Origin of the sequence: Tistrella arctica (genome assembly GCF_039630945.1) — a bacterium.
Taxonomy (GTDB): domain Bacteria; phylum Pseudomonadota; class Alphaproteobacteria; order Tistrellales; family Tistrellaceae; genus Tistrella; species Tistrella bauzanensis.
This window is the reverse complement of record NZ_JBBKTV010000001.1, coordinates 238033-259899: the sequence shown is the minus strand read 5'-3', so window position 1 is coordinate 259899 and position 21867 is coordinate 238033. Positions and strand designations below refer to the sequence as shown.

At 67.2% G+C, this 21867-nt stretch carries 23 protein-coding genes; 9 read left to right on the top strand and 14 right to left on the bottom strand.

Features of this window, described 5'->3' with window-relative positions:
* Positions 1-3 precede the first annotated feature (3 nt).
* Genes WG924_RS01190 through WG924_RS01175 form a run of 4 tightly spaced genes read left to right on the top strand, consistent with a single transcriptional unit; the run spans position 4 to position 2358 of the window.
* Positions 4-456 (top strand): MarR family winged helix-turn-helix transcriptional regulator, encoded by a 453-nt coding sequence (locus WG924_RS01190; protein WP_188577441.1) that lies wholly within the window; start codon positions 4-6, stop codon positions 454-456.
* Positions 453-1256 (top strand): enoyl-CoA hydratase-related protein, encoded by an 804-nt coding sequence (locus WG924_RS01185; RefSeq protein WP_345930985.1) that lies wholly within the window; start codon positions 453-455, stop codon positions 1254-1256. Before WG924_RS01190 ends, WG924_RS01185 begins: the two co-directional genes overlap by 4 nt.
* Before the next feature lie 35 nt (positions 1257-1291).
* Positions 1292-1672 (top strand): antibiotic biosynthesis monooxygenase family protein, encoded by a 381-nt coding sequence (locus tag WG924_RS01180; RefSeq protein WP_345930984.1) that lies wholly within the window; start codon positions 1292-1294, stop codon positions 1670-1672.
* On the top strand, positions 1672-2358 hold the full coding sequence (locus WG924_RS01175; protein WP_345930983.1) for a helix-turn-helix transcriptional regulator: 687 nt from the start codon (positions 1672-1674) through the stop codon (positions 2356-2358). The genes WG924_RS01180 and WG924_RS01175 overlap by 1 nt, the downstream gene beginning before the upstream one ends.
* Positions 2359-2394: 36 nt before the next feature.
* Here the strand turns inward: WG924_RS01175 and WG924_RS01170 are convergent, their stop codons facing one another.
* From WG924_RS01170 to WG924_RS01135, 8 genes are all read right to left on the bottom strand, one after another.
* Positions 2395-3525, bottom strand: coding sequence for an NADH:flavin oxidoreductase/NADH oxidase (locus tag WG924_RS01170; protein ID WP_345930982.1), 1131 nt, complete (start codon positions 3523-3525; stop codon positions 2395-2397).
* 109 nt (positions 3526-3634) lie between these two features.
* The gene (locus WG924_RS01165) at positions 3635-4450 is read right to left on the bottom strand and encodes a hypothetical protein (protein ID WP_345930981.1); all 816 of its coding nucleotides are present in this window, start codon (positions 4448-4450) and stop codon (positions 3635-3637) included.
* A 27-nt stretch (positions 4451-4477) separates the two neighbouring features.
* Positions 4478-5836 carry an amidase gene (locus WG924_RS01160; protein ID WP_345930980.1) on the bottom strand — a complete coding sequence of 453 codons (1359 nt, stop codon included), beginning with the start codon at positions 5834-5836 and terminating at the stop codon, positions 4478-4480.
* Positions 5837-5911: 75 nt separating this feature from the next.
* Positions 5912-6592 carry a DUF2848 domain-containing protein gene (locus tag WG924_RS01155; RefSeq protein ID WP_345930979.1) on the bottom strand — a complete coding sequence of 227 codons (681 nt, stop codon included), beginning with the start codon at positions 6590-6592 and terminating at the stop codon, positions 5912-5914.
* A gap of 78 nt (positions 6593-6670) precedes the next feature.
* Entirely contained in the window at positions 6671-7957 is a 1287-nt protein-coding gene (locus WG924_RS01150) for a TRAP transporter large permease (RefSeq protein ID WP_345930978.1), read from the bottom strand.
* A gap of 69 nt (positions 7958-8026) precedes the next feature.
* Positions 8027-8635, bottom strand: coding sequence for a TRAP transporter small permease subunit (locus WG924_RS01145; protein ID WP_345930977.1), 609 nt, complete (start codon positions 8633-8635; stop codon positions 8027-8029).
* A 97-nt stretch (positions 8636-8732) separates the two neighbouring features.
* The gene (locus WG924_RS01140) at positions 8733-9830 is read right to left on the bottom strand and encodes a TRAP transporter substrate-binding protein (RefSeq protein ID WP_345930976.1); all 1098 of its coding nucleotides are present in this window, start codon (positions 9828-9830) and stop codon (positions 8733-8735) included.
* Between the two features lie 108 nt (positions 9831-9938).
* Positions 9939-10748, bottom strand: a complete 810-nt coding sequence (locus WG924_RS01135; RefSeq protein ID WP_345930975.1) for a putative hydro-lyase — start codon at positions 10746-10748, stop codon at positions 9939-9941.
* Between the two features lie 302 nt (positions 10749-11050).
* Here WG924_RS01135 and WG924_RS01130 point away from each other — a divergent pair, with 302 nt between their 5' ends.
* Genes WG924_RS01130 through hxsA form a run of 4 tightly spaced genes read left to right on the top strand, consistent with a single transcriptional unit; the run spans position 11051 to position 14738 of the window.
* Positions 11051-11419, top strand: a complete 369-nt coding sequence (locus WG924_RS01130; protein ID WP_345930974.1) for a hypothetical protein — start codon at positions 11051-11053, stop codon at positions 11417-11419.
* Complete coding sequence (gene hxsB / locus WG924_RS01125) at positions 11416-12894, top strand: His-Xaa-Ser system radical SAM maturase HxsB (protein WP_345930973.1); 1479 nt, start codon at positions 11416-11418, stop codon at positions 12892-12894. Before WG924_RS01130 ends, hxsB begins: the two co-directional genes overlap by 4 nt.
* Positions 12895-12909: 15 nt before the next feature.
* Positions 12910-14133, top strand: a complete 1224-nt coding sequence (gene hxsC / locus WG924_RS01120; protein ID WP_345930972.1) for a His-Xaa-Ser system radical SAM maturase HxsC — start codon at positions 12910-12912, stop codon at positions 14131-14133.
* The gene (gene hxsA / locus WG924_RS01115) at positions 14121-14738 is read left to right on the top strand and encodes a His-Xaa-Ser repeat protein HxsA (protein ID WP_345930971.1); all 618 of its coding nucleotides are present in this window, start codon (positions 14121-14123) and stop codon (positions 14736-14738) included. The genes hxsC and hxsA overlap by 13 nt, the downstream gene beginning before the upstream one ends.
* Here the strand turns inward: hxsA and WG924_RS01110 are convergent.
* The 6 genes from WG924_RS01110 to WG924_RS01085 form a co-directional block, all read right to left on the bottom strand.
* Complete coding sequence (locus WG924_RS01110; RefSeq protein ID WP_345930970.1) at positions 14725-16500, bottom strand: SulP family inorganic anion transporter; 1776 nt, start codon at positions 16498-16500, stop codon at positions 14725-14727. The genes hxsA and WG924_RS01110 overlap by 14 nt on opposite strands.
* 97 nt (positions 16501-16597) lie before the next feature.
* On the bottom strand, positions 16598-16798 hold the full coding sequence (locus WG924_RS01105; RefSeq protein WP_188577542.1) for a YgaP family membrane protein: 201 nt from the start codon (positions 16796-16798) through the stop codon (positions 16598-16600).
* A gap of 81 nt (positions 16799-16879) precedes the next feature.
* A complete protein-coding gene (locus tag WG924_RS01100) occupies positions 16880-17776 on the bottom strand; it encodes an MBL fold metallo-hydrolase (protein WP_345930969.1) in 897 nt (298 codons plus the stop codon).
* A 52-nt stretch (positions 17777-17828) separates the two neighbouring features.
* Positions 17829-18275 (bottom strand): DUF6691 family protein, encoded by a 447-nt coding sequence (locus tag WG924_RS01095; RefSeq protein ID WP_345930968.1) that lies wholly within the window; start codon positions 18273-18275, stop codon positions 17829-17831.
* A 76-nt stretch (positions 18276-18351) separates the two neighbouring features.
* A complete protein-coding gene (locus tag WG924_RS01090) occupies positions 18352-18789 on the bottom strand; it encodes a YeeE/YedE family protein (protein WP_188577471.1) in 438 nt (145 codons plus the stop codon).
* Between the two features lie 53 nt (positions 18790-18842).
* Entirely contained in the window at positions 18843-19133 is a 291-nt protein-coding gene (locus WG924_RS01085; protein ID WP_229707986.1) for an ArsR/SmtB family transcription factor, read from the bottom strand.
* A gap of 391 nt (positions 19134-19524) precedes the next feature.
* On the opposite strand from WG924_RS01085, the gene WG924_RS01080 reads away from it, so the two are divergent.
* Positions 19525-21801: an anthranilate synthase component I gene (locus tag WG924_RS01080; RefSeq protein ID WP_345930967.1), complete on the top strand. Its 2277-nt coding sequence runs from the start codon at positions 19525-19527 to the stop codon at positions 21799-21801.
* Positions 21802-21867: the final 66 nt, after the last annotated feature.

Here is a 21867-nt window from a genome sequence, read left to right as displayed (position 1 = left end):
CCCATGCCCGCATCAAAGCCGCCACGGCTGATCCATTTGCTCGCCGCCGCCAACCGGCGGGTGATGGCCATAGCCGAAGCCGGGCTGGCCGATCTGTCGTTGACGCCATCGCAATCGGCGGCGCTGTTCGTGCTGGGGGAGCGCGGACGGATATCGGTGACTGAGCTTGGCCAGGTGCTGGATCTCAGCCAGTCCTCGGCCTCGACCCTGGTTCAGAAACTGGAAGCCGCGGGGCTGGTCTCGCGGTCGGCCGATCCGGCCGACCGGCGGGCCGTGACCCTGATGCTGACCTTCGAGGGCGACGAGATGCGGCGCGTCACGGCCCGACGCGCCAACGACCTCAACCGCCGCATGGCTGCCGGGCTGTCCGCCGAGGCACTGGCGGTGATCGCGCAATGGCTGGCCACGGTGGCAACCGATCCCGTGGACCCAGAGCAGGAGACCACACGCCCATGACCGGCACAGCAGCAGCCCCCGCCAGAACCGTCACCGATGATATCCGGGTGGTGACCGATGGCGGGATCACCGAAATCATCTTCGCCCGCCCGGCCAAGAAGAACGCCATCACCAACGATATGTACGGCGCCATCGCCGACGCGCTGGAGGCAGCGGAAGCCGATGACAGCATCCGCGCCGTGCTGATCCATGGCGAGGGCGGCGATTTCACCGCCGGCAATGATCTGGGCGATTTCGCGCAGGTCGCGCGCGGCGACGTGCCCGCCGAGCGCCATGTGGTGCGGGTGTTGAAGGCGCTGGCCCGTTTCCAGAAGCCGGTGATCGCGGCGGTCGAAGGCGCCGCCGTCGGCATCGGCACCACCATGCTGCTGCATTGCGATCTGGTCTATGTGGCCGATGACGCCCGGTTGTCGGTGCCCTTCGTGAGCCTGGCGCTGGTGCCGGAAGCCGCATCCAGCCTGCTGCTGCCGCTGGCGATCGGCCATCGCCGCGCCTATGAGATGTTCGCGCTGGGCGAGGTGTTGAGCGGCACGGACGCCGCATCGATCCAACTGGTCAACAAGGCCCTGCCGGCCGCCGAGGTGCTGCCCGCCGCCCGCGCCGCCGCCGCCCGCATCATCCGCCAGCCGATCGGCGCGCTGAAGGCGACCAAGGCGCTGATGCGCAATGCCGCTCTGATCGGCGTGGTGATGGACAGCGAAAGCCGGGTCTTCGCCGAGCGTCTGCGCTCCCCCGAAGCGGCCGAGGCCTTCACCGCCTTCGCCCAGCGCCGCGCGCCGGATTTCACGCGGGTGGGATGACAACGGCGCCACGCATAGCCAACAGGATGTGATCCATGCCTCCTGACAGAATGCTGTCAGGAGGCATGGGCTATTCATGGGCCATCGACAACGCCAGAACGAGGCTGCACACCATGGATCATCCGGTTCTCGAAATCGTCCGCTTCACAACCCGGCCCGGCACCGCGGTTTCGGATTTCCTGGCCGACGCCGCCCGCATGGACGGGTGGCTTGAGGGGCAGCCCGGCTTCATCCGCCGCCGCCTGGGCCATGCCGACACAGGCGTGTGGATCGACTGCATCGAATGGCGGAGCATGGCCGAGGCCCGCGCTGCGGCCGACGGTCTGATGGCGGAGCCCAGCGCCCGGCCGTTCCTGTCGGCGATCGACGGCGGCAGCGTGGTCATGACCCATCTCGACATCCGCCACGCCGCCTGATGCGCCGCGCCGACCGCCTCTTCGCCATTCTTCAGGCCTTGAGGGGCGGTCGGCTGCGCACCGCCGACCAGTTGGCCGGCATGCTGGAGGTCTCCACCCGCACCATCTATCGCGATCTGGCCGATCTTCAGGGCCAGGGCGTGCCGATCGATGGCGAACGCGGGGTCGGCTATCTGTTGCGCGACGGCTTCTTTCTGCCGCCGCTGGCCCTGTCGGCCCTGGAACTTGAAGCGCTGACCTGGGGCGTCGCCCTGGTCCGCGCCCATGCCGATGAAAGCCTTGCTGCGGCAGCACGCGAGCTGGAGGTGAAGCTGAAGGCGGCGGTCAGCACCGCGGGGTCACTGCCGCCGGCCACTGTCGCCGCCTATGGGTTCAGGGTATCGGCTGCCGATCGTGACCGGCTGCGCATGGCACGCGAAGCCATCGCCGGGCGCCGGGTTCTGGCGCTGACCTATGCCGATGCCGCCGACCGACCGTCGGTGCGCCAGATCCGCCCCCTGGAACTGCAGCATTGGGGCGCGGTCTGGACCCTGACCGGATGGTGCGAACTGCGCGGGGATTTCCGCGTGTTCCGCATCGATCGCATCCGGAGCATGACCGACACCGGCACCCGCTTCCGCGACGAGCCGGGCAAGCGGCTGGCCGACTATCTTCGCAGCCTGAAGCCGCCGCCCGACGGGTGTTGAGGGATCGGGTGTTGAGATATCCGGCCCGACCTCTGGTCAGAGCTGAACGATGCCGCGGGCATATTGATCGGGCCAGGGCAGATCGGCGCCCAGCGCCTTGGCGGCACGCAGCGGCCAGTGCGGATCGCCCAGCATCACCCGCGCCAGGGCCACCAGATCGGCGCGGCCATTGGCGATGATCTCTTCGGCATGTTCCGGCTGGGTGATCAGGCCGACGGCGGCGGTGGGGATGCCGGCCGCCCGGCGGATCGCCTCGGCGAACGGCACCTGATAGCCGGCATAGGCCTTCAGCTTCTGGCGCGGATCGCCGCCGCCCGACGAACAGTCGATCAGGTCGACATCGCCGCGCGCCTTCAGCCGTGCCGCGATCGCGACGCTGTCGGCAATATCGAGGCCGCCTTCAACCCAGTCACTGCACGACAGCCGCACGAACAGCGGCAGATCCGCCGGCCATTCCGACCGCACGGCATCCAGCACCAGCATCAGCGCCGCCATGCGCCGGTCGGCATCGCCGCCGAAGGCATCATCGCGGGTGTTCGACAACGGGCTGAGGAAGGAATGCAGCAGATAGCCATGGGCGCCATGCACTTCGATGATCCGGAAGCCGGCGCGGCGGGCACGGGCAGCCGAGGCCGCGAAGGCATCGGCGACACGACGGATGCCGTCTTCGTCCAGCGCCCGCGGCACCGCATGGGCGGGCGAGAACGCCGCATCCGTGGGCCCCACCGGCTGCCAGCCGCCCTGATCGGGCCCAAGCAGCGTGCCGCCGCGCCAGGGCGCATCGGTGGACGCCTTGCGCCCGGCATGGGCCAACTGAATGGCCGGCACCGCGCCCTGCGCCTCGATGAAGCCGGTGATGCGGGCGAAGGCCGCTTCCTGACCATCGGTCCACAGACCCGGGCACCAGGGGGTGATGCGGCCTTCGGGCAGGACGGCGGTCGCCTCGGCGAACACGATCCCGGCACCGCCCTTGGCGAAGCCGCCCAGATGCGCCAGATGCCAGTCGCCGGCAATCCCGTCGCGGGCACTGTACTGGCACATCGGCGCGATCATGATCCGGTTGCGGGCGGTCACCGACCGGAAGCTGACCGGATGGAACAGCGCAGGGTCCCGACCCGGGGCCGGAATGGCGCTGGGAATGGCGGCAGGCTTGGCGGCATCGGCCATCGGGCGATCTCTTTCAGCAGACGACATGCAATAGGCTTCGGTGTGGCAGGATGACCCGGCCGGCGGCCCTTGCCAAGCCCACACCCCGCCTGTATCGCCGGCCGGAATATCAGCCCGCTGTCCGCCCGCGCCGCAGATGGCGGACCGCCAGCCCCGACGGCGGCAGCAGCGATGCCGCCAGCGACAGCATCCAGGCCTGGAACGGCGACATCGCCGTCACCGCCAGAGCCATGACGGTGGTGAAGACAGCCAGACTGCTCATGCCGCCCATCGCCGCCAGCATGGTCTGGCGGGCGGTTTCGGGGCCATAGCGCTGGTGGACGGTCAGCGAGATCGCAATCATGCCGATCGGAAACCCCATCAGCAGCCCGGCCCAGATCGGGCCGGCAAGTGCGGCCACGATCGTGACGCTGGCCACCAGCACCCCTGCCAGACAGCCGCGGATCGCCAGATCCAGCAGCCGGCGGGCGCCACGCGGTGCCGGGCCATCGCCGGCGGCATGGCGGCAGAACCGCAAGGCCACGATCGCCGCCGCCACATAGAGCGGCAACGCCACCACCAGATCCAGCGGCAGCGCCGCCGTCGCGGCCGCCACCACCACCCAGACCAGGATAGAACAGCCGACGGCCGCAAAGGCGCCCATGCGGTTAGCGACCAGAATGAAGGTGGCGACGAAGATCAACGTGGCCGTCAGCGCCATCAGCGTCGCCACCGCCGCATCGTGCAGAAAGGCCGGCGGGTGCTGATCGAGCAGAAAGAAGAAGCCCGGTCCCATCACGATCGGCAGGCCGGCGGCAATGCCGCCCAGCGCCGGCCCGGCATGCTGGACCAGCAGCGAGACGCCCATCACCACGATGGCGGTCGCGATGACGCGCGCCATGACCGGCAGCAACTGGGCGGTGATATCTGCAAGCAGCATATCCATGGGTCGGGGGCCCCTCTGGATATCCGCTCAGGCGCCGTGTCGGCGCACGACCAGCGCCTCGATGCCGGCCGCGGCATTCAACAGCGCATGATCGGTGCCGTTGCGCCCCAGAACCATCAGCCCGGCCGGCAGCGTGCCCGGCTCGGCGATCGGCAGAGTGACGCCGCAGAAATCGAGGACATTGCCGAAAGTGGGGTTGCGCAGCACCATCAGGTTCAGGCGGGTGTAATCGGCATCGGCGGCCAGATCTTCGATCTTCGGCGGCACGATCGGGATGGTCGGCATCAGCAGCGCATCGAAGGGGCGGAGCGCCCGGTCGGCCGCCGCGATCATCCGCCGGCGGCGGTTGAGCAGGTCGATGTAGTCCGCCGCCGACATCTCGGCGCCGCGCCGGATGCGGGTCATCACCCGCTGATCATAGCCGGCGCCGGACCGCTCGATCAGCGCCCGATGCCAGGCCCAGCTTTCGGCGGCGGTGAAGCCGCCGGCGGCATTCAGTTGCGGCACCTCGGCGATTTCCGGCAGCTCCAGCTCGATCAACCGGGCGCCGGCATCGCGCAGCCGCTTCAGCGCCGCGTCATAGGCGCCGGCGACGTGATCGTCGACACCCTCCATCGGCAGGCCACGGGCAACCGCGAAGGTCATGTGCGACGGATCGCGCGGCACCAGAACCCGCGGCGCCTCTCCCGCCAGCACGGCGTCGACCGTGGCGCAGCAGGCGACCGTGGGCGCCAGCGGCCCGATCGAATCCAGCGCCGGCGACAGCGGCAGCGCCCCGTCCAGCGGCACCCGCGCCTGTGACGGCTTGAAGCCGACGATGCCGGCGAAGCAGGCCGGAATCCGGATCGAGCCGCCGGTATCGGTGCCGATCGCGGTCACGGCCATGCCCTTGACCACCGAAATGCCGGCACCGGCCGACGAGCCGCCGGGAATGCGGCTGGCATCGATGGCGTTGCCCGGCGTGCCGTAATGCGGGTTCAACCCCACGCCGGAAAAGGCGAACTCCGTCATATTGGTCTTGCCGGTGATCACAGCCCCGGCGGCACGCAGCCGGGCGACAATGACCGCATCGGCGGATGCAGGGGCCGCGTCCTTCAACACCACCGACCCGGCCGTGGTGGTCTCGCCGGCGACGTCGAACAGATCCTTGATCGAGATCGGCATGCCGGCAAGCGGCCCCTGCGCGATGCCAGCCGCGCGCAGGTGATCGGCCGACAGCGCCGCCGCGCGCGCGGCGGCGTCATAGACCCGGGTGAAGATCTGCGCCCCCGGCGTGAACCCCTCGTCATGGATGCGGACAAGCGCCGTCTCGGCAAGCTTGCGCGCCGACACCGTGCCGTTATGAAAACCGGCTGCGACATCGGCGAGAGGGGTCGGGTAGGTCATCTCCGGCGCGTCCTTCGTTATGAGGGAGGGCATGGTGGGGTTATGAAGGCGAAGCGTGGCAGCGCCCCCTGATCGTCACGCAACGATGGGCAGCACCTTCGTGGTATAGCGGTGAACGATCCGGCGGCCAAGCACCGGGTCGTCCAAATGGACCTCGAAAGCCTCGGCCGGCCGGATGCCGCCGATCACCGCCAGCGTGCCGCACAGCATGGCCTGCCCTGCCGCCAGCCGGCTGTCGCCGCCGGTGTAATCGGCGATCAGCGTCCGCGGGTCGAGCAATCCGGCCACGGTGCCCGCCTGATAGGGCACCGCCTCGCCCCCGATGATCGCGAAGGACTGCAAGGTCAGACGGTCCCAATGGCCCACGACCTCGTCGAACCGCCAGGCCTCGCGCGCCACCGGCTTCGGCGCCATCTGCTTCGACACCGCCACCGAATAGGCCTCGACCCGCCGGTCGGTATGGTCGGACCCGACGGTGACCCACATGCCGTCATCGGTGCCGATCAGCACCGCCTCCGCCTCTCCGGAACTGTCGGGGCCCAGCACTTCGATCTCGTCGGCCTGGGTCAGCATCTGCGCAGACAGGCGGTAGAATAACGGCACGCTCGACGGCCGGGGCACGCCGATCGCCTCCAGCTCGCGGATATGCTCCTCGACATGATGGCGGTCGCGGCCGGCCCAGCCGGCAATGATCAGGCTGGTGACCGCGACCTGCAGCCGGTGGTTTTCGGGAGTCTTCAGAATGAGCGTGGACATGAGGGTGGCATCTCCTCGATACGGGCGGCAGCCCGGAGGGTGGTGGCCAAGAACGGCGCAAAACGTGACGGGGGGTGGTCAGCCGGCCATGGCGGTCGGCAGATACAGCGCGATGCCCGGAAACAGCACCAGCAGCAGCGCCATCACCAGCATGGCGCCGACAAAGGGCAAGGCGCCGACCATCACCTGGTTCAGCGACACGCCGCCGCCGACACCCTGCACGACATAGAGGTTGAGCCCGACCGGCGGCGTGATCAGCGCCATTTCCACCATCAGGATCAGCAGCACGCCGAACCAGATCGGATCGAAGCCGAGCGCTGTGATCACCGGCGCCACGATCGGGATGGTGATCACCATCAGCGACAGGGTTTCGATGAAGAAGCCCAGGATCACATACATCAGAACGATGCAGGCGAGCATGCCATAGGGGCCGAAGCCCAGCCCGTCGATCAGCGCCTGCAGATCGCGGGTGACGCCGGCGCCGGCGAGCACGAAGTTCAGGAAATAGGCCGAGATGATGATCAGCATGATCATCGCCGTGGTCTTGATCGAGGCCTCGACCGCGGCCTTCAGCATGCGCAGGTTGAAGCTCCGGTTGGCGATGGAGAGCCCCAGGGCCGCGACCACGCCCAGCGCCGCCGCCTCGGTCGGCGTCGCCCATCCGGCATAGATCGAACCCACGATCACCGCGAACAGCCCCAGCACCGGCAGCAGATCGGGCAGCACCCGCAGCCGCTCGCCCCAGCCGGCCGGGCGCCGTGGCCCGCCCAGCGACGGCTTCAGCACGCAGGCGCCGGCGGCGGTGGCCATGAACAGGGCCGCCAGCAGCAGGCCGGGGATCAAGCCGGCCAGAAACAGGCGCGGGATCGAGGTTTCGGTCAGGAAGCCATAGACGATGAGGTTGATCGAAGGCGGGATCATGATGCCGAGCGTGCCGCCGGCCGCGATCGAGCCCGCGAACAGCCGGTTGTCATAGCCGAGCGCCCTGGCCTGCGGCATGGCGACCGCGCCCACCGTCGCCGCGGTCGCGACCGACGAGCCCGAGGTGGCGGAAAACAGGGTTGCGGTGCCGATATTGGCATGCAGCAGGCCGCCCGGCATCCAGGACAGCCATTTGTCGAGGGCGGCATAGGTGCGCCCGGCGATACCGGCGCGGACCAGAATTTCCCCCAGCAGCACGAACAGCGGCACCGCGATCAGCAGAAAGCTGTTGCTGGTGCTCCAGAACACCTCGCCCATCGCCTTGTAGAGCGGAAAGAACGAGAAGCTCTGATCGATGAACAGGCCGAGTGCGACCAGGGTCGCCGCGATCGGCACGCTCAACAACAGCAGAACCAGCAGAACGACAAGGGCGGCTCCGAGCACGGGCGGCGCTCCCGACAGGCGTGAATGGAATGGGGCTGTGATGGTGCATCAGGCAAGGTGGATCGAGGATCAGCGCGGACGGGAGTGGTCGTTCCCGGCAATCTCGTCTTCCAGGCTGCGATTGCCCCAGACCCGCGCCACGGCGTCATGCTCGCCGCTGACGGCACCAAGCACGGTCCGCGCCGCGATGACGAAGACCGTAAAGGCGAACCACACCAGCCCGGCCATCCACAGCATCTGCGGAATCCACAAGGGCGTCTGAAGCGGCGTGTTGGCGGTGGACCCGCGGCGCAGCGTGCCGGCCAGCAATTCCTGCACCTGCGACAGCAGCACGATCACGAACAGCGCCATCACCAGAATGGAAATCACATCCAGCACCACCCGCAACCGCGGCGACAGGCGCATATAGATGACATCGATCCGGATATGCGCCTTCTCGATCAGCGCGTAGGCAAGACCCCAACTGGTCACGATCGCCAGCACATAGCCCGACAGCTCATGAGCGCCGTGCAGCGAGGATCCGAACAGCCGCAGCACGATTTCGGCCACGATCATCGCGACCGCCGCGAACAGCAGCACGCCGCAGGCCCAGACCCCTGCCCGGCTGATCGTGGCCGCGACGTTAAGCACACGGTCGAGGAACCGGCCGGCGGCGGTTCCGGAAACCGGCATGGTCATGGCGTGGGCGCTCCTGCGGCCAGAAGAGGACGAACCGTGTCGATGGCCCGTCCGGCGATCATCATCCACCGGACGGGCAATGGCGTCAGGCAGCCGCTTACTTGGCGACGGCGGTCAGGCCCGATGCCGCACCGGCGGTCTCGTTCCAGGCGGTGACCACCTCCGGATCGACCCGGCTGGCCCAGCCCGGCAGGATGATGTCGGTCAGGATGCCGCGCGCCAGTTCCCGGTCGGCATCCGTCACCTGAACCAGCGTCATCTTGCCGGCCGGACCACGGCCGCACGTCCCCTTGCCGGTCAGGCAGGCGATGCCCTCGACCGTCTCACCCATGGCCGCGTCCCAGACCGGCGCCTCGAACTTGGTCGCCAGTTCCCGTTTCACGAAGGCCTGGGCCACGGGATCGATCTCGGCCCATTTGTCCTTGTTAGCGGCGGTCACGACATAGTCCCAGCCGCCCAGCGGCATCGGCAGCAGATGGGTCGAGACCTCATGCCAGCCCGAGCTGTAGCCCGACAGCGAGCCGGTGACGGCGCAATCCACAACCTTGCGCTGAAGTGCTGCCGGCACTTCCGAGAAGGCGAGCGTGATGCCCTCGGCGCCCAGCGCGTTCAGAAATTCGGCGGTGGTCCGGCCGCTGGCACGGACCTTCTTGCCCTTCAGATCCGACAGGCCGGAAATCGGCGCGTTGCAGAACACGATCTGGCTGGGATAGGGCACGATCGCCAGGATCTCGGCGTTGAAGCGCTTGCCGAAGGCCTCGTTCAGCACCGGGCGATAGGCCTCGACCAGCTTCCTGGCATCGGGCACGCCCGGCGCGATCATCGGCATGTCCAGGCCCTCGATCTCGGGCGCATCCTCGATCGAGTAATCGGCGACCGTTGCACCGATGGTGAACACGCCCCGCGACAGCAGGCGATAGACTTCCGCCCCCGCCAGGCCCATCTGGTCGAAGGTCGTGACCTGGGTCTCGACCGCGCCATTGCTGTCCTTGGACAGCGTCTCGCCCCAGAACGGCTTCTCGAAATTCTTGTGCAGGCTGAGGCCGCTCCAACTGCCGACGAAGCTGAGCTGGGTGGCCGGCACATCGGCGGCACCGGCCGTGGCCGGCAGGGCAAGGGCGGCAGCGGCAACGCCGGCAAGGGCGAGACGGCGCAAGCTGGGGCGCAAGGCGACAGGCTTGATGGTGCTGGTCATCTGATCCTGAACTCCGTGTCGGTGGGGTCGCCGCCCGATGCACGGCCGGGCGATCTGCATCTTATGGGTCAAGCTGTCACGGCACCGGCGGTGGCCGGTGCGACGTCGTCAGATCACCGCCAGGCGCGCATTGCGCAGGTCGGTGATCAGCATATGGCCGGGCACATGGGCGATCGCGATCGGCGGCTTCGCCGCCTCCACCGCCACCTGAGGGGTGACGCCGCAAGCCCAGAACACCGGAATTTCCCCCGGACCGATCACCGGATCATCCCCGAAATCGGCCCGCATCAGATCATTGATGCCGATCGCCGCCGGATCGGTCAGATGCACCGGCGCGCCATGAACCGCCGGAAACCGGCTGGTGACCTGAACGGCGCGGATGGCATCGGCCGGCTTGAACGGGCGCATCGACACCACCATGCCACCACCGAACCGCCCGGCCGGCACCAGGGGAATGGTGCTGCGATACATCGGGACATTGCGGCCCAGGCTGACATGGCGGACATCCAGCCCGTCCTGGATCAGCGCCTCTTCGAAGGAAAACGAACACCCGATGACGAAGGTCACCAGATCATCCCGCCAGATGTCGCCGATTTCCAGCGGATCATCGGCGTCGGCAATCCCGTCGCGAAACACGCGATAGCGCGGCAGATCGGTGCGGATGTCGATATCGGCGCCCAGCGACGGCAGATGCGGATTACCCGGTTCGCCCACCGCCAGCAACGGGCATGGCTTGGGATTGGCCTGGGCGAAACGCAGGAAGTCGCCGGCATGGCTGTCGGGCAGGATGATGACATTACCCTGCACGAAGCCGGGCGCCAGCCCCGCGGTCTGGCCGGTAAAGGCACCGGCCCGGATCTGCGCCCGGCATGAAGCCGGCACCTCCGCGCGCACCTCTCCTGCCGCTGCATGCACCATGCCCGCTGCCATCCCGCATCCCGTTCCTGAAAGCGTCCCCGAAGGCCAGAGCCACCATCCCCCGGCGTCTCTGTGACAGCAAGGCTACGCCCGTATGACTGAGCGGGTCCAATGATTCGTTTGGATGGTCATTGATCGAAAAACCTGATCAGTCGCGGGGGCTGCCTGGTATTCAGGCGGCGCCTCGCTGGCGGCCACAGGGGCTCGACACATCTATAGAGAGTAATACGGCAGGCAATATGTGATTATGATTGCGCATTATAGAAAGGAGAGTTTAGCATTATCCTATACACGCATAGCTTATGGTCACGCTGATGCCATCCCCGCCAACCGACCGCCAGATACCGGACTTCATCGTCGAGCCAGAACGGCTGCTGAAGCTGAGCCGTGCTGCCTACCCGGTTGAAGCCATTCTTCATGTCGCCTATGAACTGGCATCCGAGGCTGTCATCTGGCTGGCACCGGCGTCAGAAGCTTCCGACGCATCCGTTCATCTGATCGCGTTCGCCGCCCGTCCTGACGGGCTGGGCGCTCCGATAGACGACAGGCTGAGCGCCCGTTTTCTCGACAAGCTGACCGATCAGACACTTCGCGTGGTGCTGCGTGACAGTACGGCACCGATACGCAACGCAGTCTTTGACGCCGCGATGGCGGCCGTAAGGGCACGATGACCGTCGTGGGTCTGGAACCATCACTCAGGCTGATGCCGTTCCGCTTCGAGCGTCTGGCGGAGCCGCCCGGGCAGGTGCTGTTGACGCAGGATGGCGGCGATTTCATCATGCTTGACACCCTTGCCTTCACACAGGTGATCACCAGCCCTGACGGGTTGGAGAGCGGCTTGCGGGACGATCTTCTGGCCCGCGGCTTTCTGTGCCATGACGGGGATCAGACTGCGGCCCGGATCACTGCGGCCCAACTCGCCACCCGCAAGCGCTTCATAGGGGAAGGTCCATCACTGCACATCTGTGTTGTGACGCTGCGATGCGACCATGCCTGTACCTATTGTCAGGTATCTCGGCGCGGCCCGTCCGCAGCCGGGTTCGACATGTCGGAGATAACGGCGCGTGCGGCTGTCCGGCGGATATTCGAAAGTCGGGCACCGGCGCTGACCATTGAATTCCAGGGCGGCGAACCGGCGCTGGCCTTCGACCGCGTGCGGCAGATCACCAGCGATGCGCGCGCACGCGCCAAGGCGGATGGACGTATCGTCCAGTTCTCGATGGTCTCGACCCTGCAACGGCTCGACGACGACATGCTCGGGTTCTGTCGCGATCACGAGATTGCGCTATCGACATCGATCGATGGTCCCGCCGCTCTGCATGATCGCCATCGCCAGCGCCCGGCTGGCGGCGCCTTTGAAGCCACGCTGCAGGCGCTCGACCGTGCCCGCAAGTTTGTGGGCGCCGATGGCATTGCCGCGATCGCAACGATCACCGGCGACAGCATCAATCACCCCGAAGAGGTCGTCGACACCTATGTCGAGGCCGGATTCCGGTCGATCTTTGTCAGGCCGGTTGCACCATATGGCTTTGCGCGCCGTCACGCCGGACTGGCGCCGTCAACACAGGATTTCATCGCCTTCTATCGTCGGGCGCTCGATCGGTGCATCGCGCATTCCCTTGCCGGACGGCCGATTGAGGAAGCTTACGCAGCAATCCTCCTGACACATATCCTCACGCCCTTTGGCGGAAACTATGTCGATCTGCGTTCACCGGCGGGCGCCGGACTAGGCGTGCTGGTCTATGACCACGACGGCGGAGTCTATGTCTCGGATGAAGCCCGGATGCTGGCAGCCACCGGCGACCGGCGATTGAGGATCGGCGATGTCGGGATGTGCATGGATCAGCTGATGGAGAGCCAGACCATTCCGGCCCTTCTGGCATCGGGGCTGGCCGAAAGCCTCCCCGGCTGCTGGAGCTGCGCCTTTCAGCCATATTGCGGCAATGATCCCGTACATCATCTTGCCACCTGCGGAGACCCGGTTGGCCATCGGGCTTTCAGCGACCACTGCGCCCGTCACAAAGCCTTGTTCAAAATGCTCTTCGCTCACATTGCGGCTGGCGATCCGGCCATAAACCGCGTCTTTTCCTCTTGGATCGGGCGCCAGACTCTTGCCGACATCTCCGGCACCGTTCGGCTTGATTGAGGAGAAGGCGTCTTCATGGCCCTGCCGCTTCACCAACGTCTTACCTATGCGGGCCCCCCGACCACGATAGACGTTGCAAAGATTGCGGACTTCGACGTGCTCGCCACTGGACGAGTGCCACTGGAACGCTGCGTTCTCTGGCAGGATGACGTGATCGCAGGTCTTTTACCCGCCTCGGCACTGGCAGTTGCCGCGGGTGTTTTCGGGGCCGGCCATCCCGCCCCGCCTCAGGGCTACACCGGCCCCTGGTGGGGTGCCGGAGGTCGTCGAGATCTGGTGGCGCCGGGAGATGTGGTCGGGTTGTCGCCGGATAATGGCCTTGCCACAGTGCTGTGGCGGCGTGGATCACACGCCAACACATTGCTGGCCACTGAACGTTGCAACAGCCTGTGCCTGATGTGCTCTCAGCCACCACGCGCAAGTGCCGACGATCATCGGCCCGCGCATCTGATCCAGATCATCGAACTGATCGATCCGGATGAACCTCAACTTGGCATTTCAGGCGGTGAACCCACCCTGCTTGGCGAGGGGCTGGCTGCCGTGATCACGGCAGCCCGACACCACCTTCCCAACACCGCCTTGCATGTCTTGAGCAATGGCCGGCGCTTCGCCGACCGGGACATCGCCATGTCATTGGCCGGCATTGCCCCGGATGCGGTGACATGGGGTATTCCCGTCTATGGCGATGTTGCGGCACTGCATGATTATGTCGTGCAGGCACCTGGCGCGTTCAGCGAAACGATCGAGGGCCTTTATAACCTGGCATCGATCGGTGCCGTCGCCGAAATCAGGATCGTCCTCACCCGGCCGACCGTCGAGCGGCTGGAAGCACTTTCCCGCTTCATTTACCGCGCCCTGCCCTTCGCCGCGCATGTTGCCTTCATGGGGCTGGAACCCATGGGCTTCGCCCGTCGAAACCGCGATGCGATCTGGATCGACCCGGCTGACTTTGCAACGCCACTGGGCCGCGCGGTTCATCGTCTCGCAGCTCATGGCATGACCGTGTCACTGTACAACCTGCCACTGTGTGTGCTGCCGGCCGATCTCCATCGGTTTGCCAGAGCCTCGATCTCGGACTGGAAGAATGATTTTGCACCGGTCTGTGCGCCATGCCCGGCCCGCGCTGCCTGTGCCGGATTCTTCGTCTCGGCAGATGCCCGCTGGATCGGCCGCGACGTCCGCCCCCTTACTGACTGGCCAGCGCCTCGCGATGGAGCAGATATCTCATGTCCCGCTTGATCAGAAAGACCATGGCTGCGTTGGCGAGCCTGTCGCTGCCAGCCCTGTTATCCGGCCTTATGCCTCAACCGGCACTGGCCTCGCAAGGTGGCACGCCTGCAATCGGACCAGACGGGCGCCTGAGCGTGCCTGTATTCGCCAATCCCTTCGATATTGCCGGAAATGGCCTCGACCGCTTCGCGGGGCATCGCAGCCATTCAAGCCATCGCAGCCACTCAAGCCACCGATCTCACTATTCCTCAAGCAGTTATCGCAGCACACCCAGTTACACCGCGCCCACCTATACCCCGCCGCGCTATGCACCGCCAAGCAGTGCTGCGCCAAGCCAGGCATCACCTCGAACATCATCATCTGGAACCACGCCGGGCCTTTCCGGTTCAGGGCAGAGTGCCGCCGTCGCCGCGACCCGCGCGGAGGTGAGGGATATGGTGCTCCGTGCGCAGATCGCACTCAACGCCCGAGGCTATGATGCTGGTCCGGCCGATGGCGTCCTCGGCAACCGTACCCGCAATGCTATACGCTTGTTTCAGGGCGACAATCAGGTGCCGGTCACCGGGCGCCTGGATGGCGACACCCTCGTGAAGCTCGGCATCACGGGCATGTGACGGGTGCGGTATCCGTCTCTGCGACCTGCACCCTATCCGCCCCCGCCGTCACCGCTGGATCGAGGGCCTGCATCGCCGCGTGCTGACTGAGGAAGACGCGGCCGGTCAGCGTGTCGAGGAAATGGCTGTGGCCGAGGCGGTCCATGACCGGGCCCTTCACTTCCGACAGATGGAAATCGATGCCGGCTTCGGCGAGGCGGCGGTTGATCGCCTCCAGGCTCTCCAGCGCCGACAGGTCGATCAGATTGACCGCCGGGCACATCAGCACGACATGGCGGAGCGCCGGACGGCAGGCGACCAGAGACGCGATGCGGTCTTCGAGCGCCCGGGCATTGGCGAAATAGAGGCTCTCATCGATCCGCACCGACAGCACCTGCGGCGAGGTCGCGACCGCGTGCCGGTCGACGTTGCGGAAATGCTGGCTGCCGGGCACCTGGCCGACCACCGCCATATGCGGCCGGGCGCTGTGGCGCAGGAACAGCGCCAGCGACAGCACCACGCCGGTCAGAATGCCGACCTCGACGCCTGCCAGCAGCACCCCCAGAATGGTCGCCACCATCGCCAGGCCATCGGCGCGCGCATAGGCCCAGGCGCGCAGCGGTGCCTTCAGATCGACCAGCGACAGCACCGCCACGATGATCGTCGCCGCCAGAACCGCTTGTGGCAGATCGCGGAACAAGGGTGTCAGGAACAGGGCGGCCGCGGCAATGCCGACGGCCGTGAACACCCCCGCCATCGGGGTCTGGGCGCCGGCGTCGAAATTGACCACCGACCGCGCGAAGCCGCCGGTGACCGGATAACCGCCCGAAACCGCGGCGGCAATGTTGGCCGCGCCCAGACCGACCAGTTCGGCATCGGCCGAGATCCGCTGCCGGCGCTTGGCGGCGAGGGTCTGGGCGACCGACACGCTTTCAACGAAGCCGATCAGCGAGATCAGCGCCGCCGGCCCGGCCAGCGCCATCACCGCGTCCAGGCCGAGCGGCGGCAGGGTCAGCGGCGGCAGACCGGCCGGCAGCACCCCCACCACCCGGACCCCCATCGCCGCGAGATCCAGCCGGTCGACGACCAGGATCGAGGCCAGAACAGCGACCGCCGGCGCCGCCTTGGCGGCGGCCTCCGCCGTGCGCGGCCCAAGGCCGGCGCGCCGGAACAGCGGCTTCAATCCTGTGCGGCCCCAGCCCAGAAAGGCCAGAGCCGCGCCGCCGACCGCCAAGGTCGGCCAGTTGACACCTCGGGTGATCAGCCCGTCATAAAGGAATGTCAGAATTGCCGGCAGGGTGTCGCCGCGCGCCGAAACACCCAGAAGATGCCCGGCCTGCCCGGCCGCGATCAGCAATCCGGATGCCGTGATGAAGCCGCCGATGACCGGGTGGCTGAGAAAATTGGCGACGAAGCCCAGCCGGAGCGCCGCCATCGCCAGCAGCATGACACCCGACAGCCCGGCCAGAAGCAGCGCCGCCGCCGCCGGGTCGATGCCGGTGCGGGCTGCCGCCTCGGCGGTCGCGGCGGCGGTCATCAGCGACACCACCGCCACCGGCCCGACCGCCAGGGTCCGGCTGCTGCCGAACGCCGCATAGGCGATCAGCGGCAGGATCGAGGCATAGAGCCCCGCCGCCGGCGGCAGCCCCGCCAGCATGGCATAGGCCAGGCTCTGCGGAACCAGCATGATGGTGACGATGATCGCCGCAAGGCCGTCGGCGCCGGCCGTCTGGCCATCATAGCGCCGCAACCAGTCGATCGCGGCCGGACGGAACATGGCCATGAGATGGCAGATCCTCGGGGACGGAAGCCGGCACGTCGAAACCGCACATCCGGAATGGTGCCGGGCAGGCTGCAACGCGGCCTGCCCGGAAGACCGATCAGCGTTGCCGCATCGGACAGGTGCGGACGCCGAGCAGCGTGTAAGCCGGGCACCAGCGCAGCAGGCCGGTCGCCAGCGGCACGATCCCGATCAGGCCATACCAGCGCCAGGACGGGTCACCCCAGACGACCACGGAAAGCAGGGCGAGCCCGGCCACAATGCGCAACACGCGGTCGAGACCGCCGACATTCGCCATCATCTCGTTCATCTTTCTACGACTGAAGATCTGCGTTGAGAGACCGGACCGAAGAGTTCTTGTCAGTGGACCATGCGTTGACGGTCAGAACAGATTGACCGGGATCTTGAGATAGGAGACCCCGTTATCTTCCGGCTCCGGCATCCGGCCGGCGCGCATGTTCACCTGCACCGAGGGCAGGATCAGCCGCGGCATGCCCAGCGTCGCGTCGCGTGCCTGACGCATCGCCACGAAGTCATCCTCGCTGATGCCGTCACGGACATGGATGTTGCCCGCCCGCTCGGCACCGACCGTGGTCTGCCAGACATAATCGCTGCGCCCCTCGGGCAGATAGTCGTGGCACATGAACAACCGGGTCGCGTCGGGCAGATCGAACAGCCGCCGGATCGAGCGATAGAGCTGCCGGGCATCACCACCGGGAAAGTCGCAGCGCGCGGTGCCGTAATCGGGCATGAACAGCGTGTCGCCGACGAAGCCGGCATCGCCGATCAGATAGGTCATGCAGGCCGGGGTATGGCCGGGGGTGTGGATCGCCCGCGCCTGGATGCCCCCCACCGCAAACGCCTCGCCATCGGCGAACAGATGGTCGAACTGGCTGCCGTCGCGGGCGAAATCGACGCCGGCATTGAAGGCCTTGCCGAACACGGTCTGAACCGTGCGGATGCCATCCCCGATGCCGATCCGCCCGCCCAGCGCCGCCCGCACATAGGGTGCGGCCGACAGATGATCGGCATGAACATGGGTTTCCAGAATCCAGTCGACCGTCAGCCCCCGATCCCGCACCCGGCCGATCAGCGCATCCGCCGAGGTGGTCGCCGTCCGGCCCGCGGCCGGGTCGTAATCCAGAACCGGATCGACCACCGCGGCATGACCTGATGCCGGATCGATCACGATATGCGACACGGTGTTGGTGGCAGGGTCGAACAGGCTGTCGACCTGGGGTTGCAGGCTGGTTCCGGTCGAGGCGAGAATCATCGACATCACCTTGAAAATTCGGGAAAAGACGGGCCGGACCGCGTGGCGGAAGCGGCAATCAGCCGCTGCGGGCGATGCGGGCGCCGACCTGGCGGCCACGGGCGATCATCCGCATCAGCACCATGCCGAACAGCATCGCCACCACGAAGGCCACCACCCCCGGCGCGCCCGACCCCAGCGAGGCGACGGCCGGGCCCGGACAATAGCCGGCCAGCCCCCAGCCGATGCCGAACAGGGCAGCACCACCGATCAGGCGGCGGTCGATCTGCGTGGCCGTGGGCCACGAGAAACTGGCGGCAAGGACCGGCCGGCCACGGCGGCGCACCAGCCGATAGCCCGCGAAGGTCACGATCACCGCCCCGCCCATGACAAAGGCCAGAGCCGGATTCCACGCGCCGGCAACATCCAGGAAACCCAGAACCACCGCCGGATCGGTCATGCCGGCAAGTGCCAGGCCGGCACCGAAGATCAGGCCGGATATCAACCCGGAGATGAGAGAGCGCATATCAGTCTCCTGCTGTCGCGGCGCGGGCCAGGGAATAGGTCAGGTGGGCGCAAGTGGGGATCAGGTGGGCATCGGTTCAGATCAGATGCCGGACGACGAAAACCGTTGCGGCACCGGTCGCCATGAAGGTGAGCGTGGCCGCCAGAGAGCGCAGCGACAGCCGCGACAGGCCGCAGACACCATGGCCGCTGGTGCAGCCCGATCCCAACACCGTGCCCATGCCGACCAGCAGCCCGGCCAGGATCAGCATCGGCGGCGACACCACCGGCGCCCCCACCGGATTGCCACCGGTAACGGCCGCAACCACGACCGGTCCCAGCACCAGCCCGACCAGGAAGGCCACGCGCCAGCCGCGATCGCCAGCCCCGGCCGGTGCCGGCGGCAACAGCGCCGCCAGGATGCCGCTGATGCCCATGATGCGGCCCTGAAACAGCATCAGCCACACGGCGGCCAGACCGATCAGCGCGCCACCGGCCAGCGCGATCAGCCAGATCTGGATCATGTCGGGTGTCATCGGCGCGGCTCCTTGGTGGACAGCCTCAATTGTTCAACGGTCGGATTCGCCGGTCACGCCGGCGGGTCGGCGCAATAGGTCGCGTACAGGAACCCCAGCAGCGACGCCACATCCGGCCGGTCGAGGCGATACAGGATGCTCTGCGCCTCGCGCCGAGTGGCGACCAGCCCCTCCCGGCGCAGCAGGGCCAGTTGCTGCGATACCGCGGTTTCACGCATCGCCGTCAGCCGGGCGAGGTCGCCGACCGATCGTTCGCCTTCGACCAGATTGCACAGGATCAGCAGACGCTTCGGATGCGACAGCGTCTTCATCAGCAGGGCGACCCGCTCGGCGGTCTCTGTCATCGCTTCTATCTTCATACCTTTGAATATATGAAGATATGAAGGAAGTGCAAGCCCGGCGATGTCGCAGGGCTGTCGCATGCGCCGGTTGCCGCCGGCGGTACGGGCTTGACGGGCAGATCGCGGCGCGCAATGCTGATGCCATGATCATCGTCATGCCTGCCGCAGCCTTGCGGCCCGCCAGCTTCAGCCGTCATTGGTGGCGCCCCGTCTGATCGGGGCCGCCCAGCACACACGTGATCATCCGAACTGATCGCTAAGGCCGCCCCGGAGAGATACGGGCGCGGCCGTTCTGCCGTCTGGACCGGATCGACCGGTCCGCCCGCCTCGCTCCTCCGCCCGCCATCGCCGTCAGCCATCGCCGATCCGGACCCTTGAGGAGAGACGCCAGACCATGCCCGCCACCACCCCGACCACCGCCCCGGATCTGCACAGCTGGCGCACGGCCGGCGGCATCACCGTCCGCCGCCAGATCGAGCCGCTGCCGCATGAGACCGCGATCGAGCCCCTGATCGACGCGCTCGACACCCGGCCCGGCGTGCTGCTGGCATCGTCCTATGATTATCCCGGCCGCTATGTCTGCTATGACATCGGTTTCACCGATCCGCCGCTGGTGTTCACCGCCCGCATGAGCGGGCTGAGCGGCGCCGAGGTGGAAATGCGGGCGCTGAACGCGCGCGGACAGGTGCTGCTGCCGGCGATCACCCGGGCGCTGGCCGACCATCCGGACGTCACCGGCATCGTCGTCGACGACATCCAGGTGACCGCGCGGATCATGGACAGCCCGGCCGATTTTCCGGAAGAGGCCCGCAGCCGCCAGCCTTCGGCGTTCTCGGCGATCCGGGCGATCACCGCCCTGTTCGACAGCCGCGAGGACGGCCATCTGGGGTTGTATGGCGCCTTCGGCTATGACATCGCCCTGGCGTTCGAGCGGATCCCGCTGCACCAGAAGCGGATGTCGGACCATCGCGACATCGTGCTCTATCTGCCCGACCGGCTGATCTCGGTCGATCACGCCGCCCGCCGGGCGTCGCTGATCAGCTATGAGTTCACCGTCGACGGCGTGACGACCGACGGCCTGCCCCGCACGGTGCCCGAGGACGCCCCCGCCCCGCCCCCGGCCAATGCCGCCGCCGACGACATGGCACCGGGCGCCTATGCAACCCTGGTCGAACGGGCGCTGCCGGAATTCGCCGCCGGCAATCTGTTCGAGGTGGTGCCGGGGCGGGTGTTCCGCCGGCCGGCGGCCACGCCGCCGTCGGAACTGTTCCGCCGCCTGCGCCGCCGCAACCCGGCACCCTATGGCTTTCTGATCAATCTGGGCCGGTCGGAGCATCTGGTCGGTGCCAGCCCGGAAATGTATGTCCGGGTCACCGGCCGGCGGATCGAGACCTGTCCGATTTCCGGCACCATCGCCCGCGGCCGCGATGCCATGGAAGATGCCGACCGCATCCGCACCCTGCTCGCCTCGGCCAAGGAAGAGGCCGAGCTGACCATGTGCACCGATGTCGACCGCAACGACAAGTCGCGGGTTTCGGTGCCCGGCAGCGTGCGGATCGTCGGCCGCCGCCAGATCGAGATGTATTCGCGCCTGATCCACACGGTCGACCATGTCGAGGGCATGCTGGCGGAGGGCTACGACGCCATCGACGCCTTTCTCAGCCATTGCTGGGCGGTCACCGTGACCGGCGCGCCCAAGCGTGCGGCGATGAGCTGGATCGAGGCGCATGAGCACAGCCCGCGCGCCTGGTATGGCGGCGCCATCGGCCGCATCGGCTTCGACGGCGACATGAACACCGGGCTGACCCTGCGCACGATCCGCGTCAGGGGCGGCATCGCCGAGGTCCGCGCCGGCGCCACCTTGCTGTTCGACAGCGAACCCGCCGCCGAAGAGGCCGAAACGGTGCTGAAGGCCTCGGCGATGATCGATGTGCTGGAACGGCCCGACCAGGATCATCGGCCGGTGGTGCCGGCTTATCCCGGGCGCGGCCTGAAAATCCTGCTGGTCGACCATGAAGACAGCTTCGTGCATACCCTGTCGGGCTATCTGCGCGGCACCGGCGCCGACACCATCACCTTTCGCAGCCCGATCGATGCCGACCTGCCCCGGCGGATGAAGCCCGATCTGGCGGTGCTGTCGCCGGGTCCGCGCCGGCCGGCCGATTTCGCGATGAGCCGGACACTGGAACTGCTGCTTCAGGCAGGCGTTCCAGTGTTCGGCGTCTGCCTGGGCCTGCAGGGGATCGTGGAGTATTTCGGCGGCGAACTGGGCCGGCTGGCGGTGCCGATGCATGGCAAGCCCTCCCGGATCCGACGACTGATGCCCGACCTGCTGTTCGACGGCCTGCCCGACGACATCACCGTCGGCCGGTATCATTCGCTCTATGCGGCCCGCCTGCCCGCCTGCCTGGAAGCAACGGCCGTGGACGATGCCGGCATCGTGATGGCCCTGCGCCACAGGAGTCTGCCGATCCGCGCGGTGCAGTTCCACCCGGAAAGCCTGCTCAGCCTGCATGACGGCGCGGGGCCCGCGATGATCGCCAATCTGTGCCGCCTGTCGGGCTGGACAGGCGGCACGGCCGGGCATCCGCACAACCCCGGCGCGGGCACCGGCGCCGCCATGATGACCGGGTCGGCACCGAACATGCACGTGCCACACCGGATCGCTTGACGACGGGCTGTTGCACCCGCTCTGATGGGAAGCTATCCAAGATAGTCTGGATGTCCCCCGCTCCGA

Coding starts and splice junctions, on each gene's coding strand:
- WG924_RS01145 (WP_345930977.1), bottom strand. CDS start 8,635: ATGACCATGCCGGTTTCCGGAACCGCCGCCGGCCGGTTCCTCGACCGT.
- WG924_RS01085 (WP_229707986.1), bottom strand. CDS start 19,133: ATGACAGAGACCGCCGAGCGGGTCGCCCTGCTGATGAAGACGCTGTCG.
- WG924_RS01185 (WP_345930985.1), top strand. CDS start 453: ATGACCGGCACAGCAGCAGCCCCCGCCAGAACCGTCACCGATGATATC.
- WG924_RS01095 (WP_345930968.1), bottom strand. CDS start 18,275: ATGCGCTCTCTCATCTCCGGGTTGATATCCGGCCTGATCTTCGGTGCC.
- WG924_RS01165 (WP_345930981.1), bottom strand. CDS start 4,450: ATGGATATGCTGCTTGCAGATATCACCGCCCAGTTGCTGCCGGTCATG.
- hxsA (WP_345930971.1), top strand. CDS start 14,121: ATGTCCCGCTTGATCAGAAAGACCATGGCTGCGTTGGCGAGCCTGTCG.
- WG924_RS01105 (WP_188577542.1), bottom strand. CDS start 16,798: ATGATGGCGAATGTCGGCGGTCTCGACCGCGTGTTGCGCATTGTGGCC.
- WG924_RS01155 (WP_345930979.1), bottom strand. CDS start 6,592: ATGTCCACGCTCATTCTGAAGACTCCCGAAAACCACCGGCTGCAGGTC.
- WG924_RS01140 (WP_345930976.1), bottom strand. CDS start 9,830: ATGACCAGCACCATCAAGCCTGTCGCCTTGCGCCCCAGCTTGCGCCGT.
- WG924_RS01090 (WP_188577471.1), bottom strand. CDS start 18,789: ATGACACCCGACATGATCCAGATCTGGCTGATCGCGCTGGCCGGTGGC.
- WG924_RS01135 (WP_345930975.1), bottom strand. CDS start 10,748: ATGGTGCATGCAGCGGCAGGAGAGGTGCGCGCGGAGGTGCCGGCTTCA.
- WG924_RS01170 (WP_345930982.1), bottom strand. CDS start 3,525: ATGGCCGATGCCGCCAAGCCTGCCGCCATTCCCAGCGCCATTCCGGCC.
- hxsC (WP_345930972.1), top strand. CDS start 12,910: ATGGCCCTGCCGCTTCACCAACGTCTTACCTATGCGGGCCCCCCGACC.
- WG924_RS01175 (WP_345930983.1), top strand. CDS start 1,672: ATGCGCCGCGCCGACCGCCTCTTCGCCATTCTTCAGGCCTTGAGGGGC.
- WG924_RS01130 (WP_345930974.1), top strand. CDS start 11,051: ATGGTCACGCTGATGCCATCCCCGCCAACCGACCGCCAGATACCGGAC.
- WG924_RS01110 (WP_345930970.1), bottom strand. CDS start 16,500: ATGGCCATGTTCCGTCCGGCCGCGATCGACTGGTTGCGGCGCTATGAT.
- WG924_RS01180 (WP_345930984.1), top strand. CDS start 1,292: ATGCCTCCTGACAGAATGCTGTCAGGAGGCATGGGCTATTCATGGGCC.
- WG924_RS01190 (WP_188577441.1), top strand. CDS start 4: ATGCCCGCATCAAAGCCGCCACGGCTGATCCATTTGCTCGCCGCCGCC.
- hxsB (WP_345930973.1), top strand. CDS start 11,416: ATGACCGTCGTGGGTCTGGAACCATCACTCAGGCTGATGCCGTTCCGC.
- WG924_RS01100 (WP_345930969.1), bottom strand. CDS start 17,776: ATGTCGATGATTCTCGCCTCGACCGGAACCAGCCTGCAACCCCAGGTC.
- WG924_RS01160 (WP_345930980.1), bottom strand. CDS start 5,836: ATGACCTACCCGACCCCTCTCGCCGATGTCGCAGCCGGTTTTCATAAC.
- WG924_RS01080 (WP_345930967.1), top strand. CDS start 19,525: ATGCCCGCCACCACCCCGACCACCGCCCCGGATCTGCACAGCTGGCGC.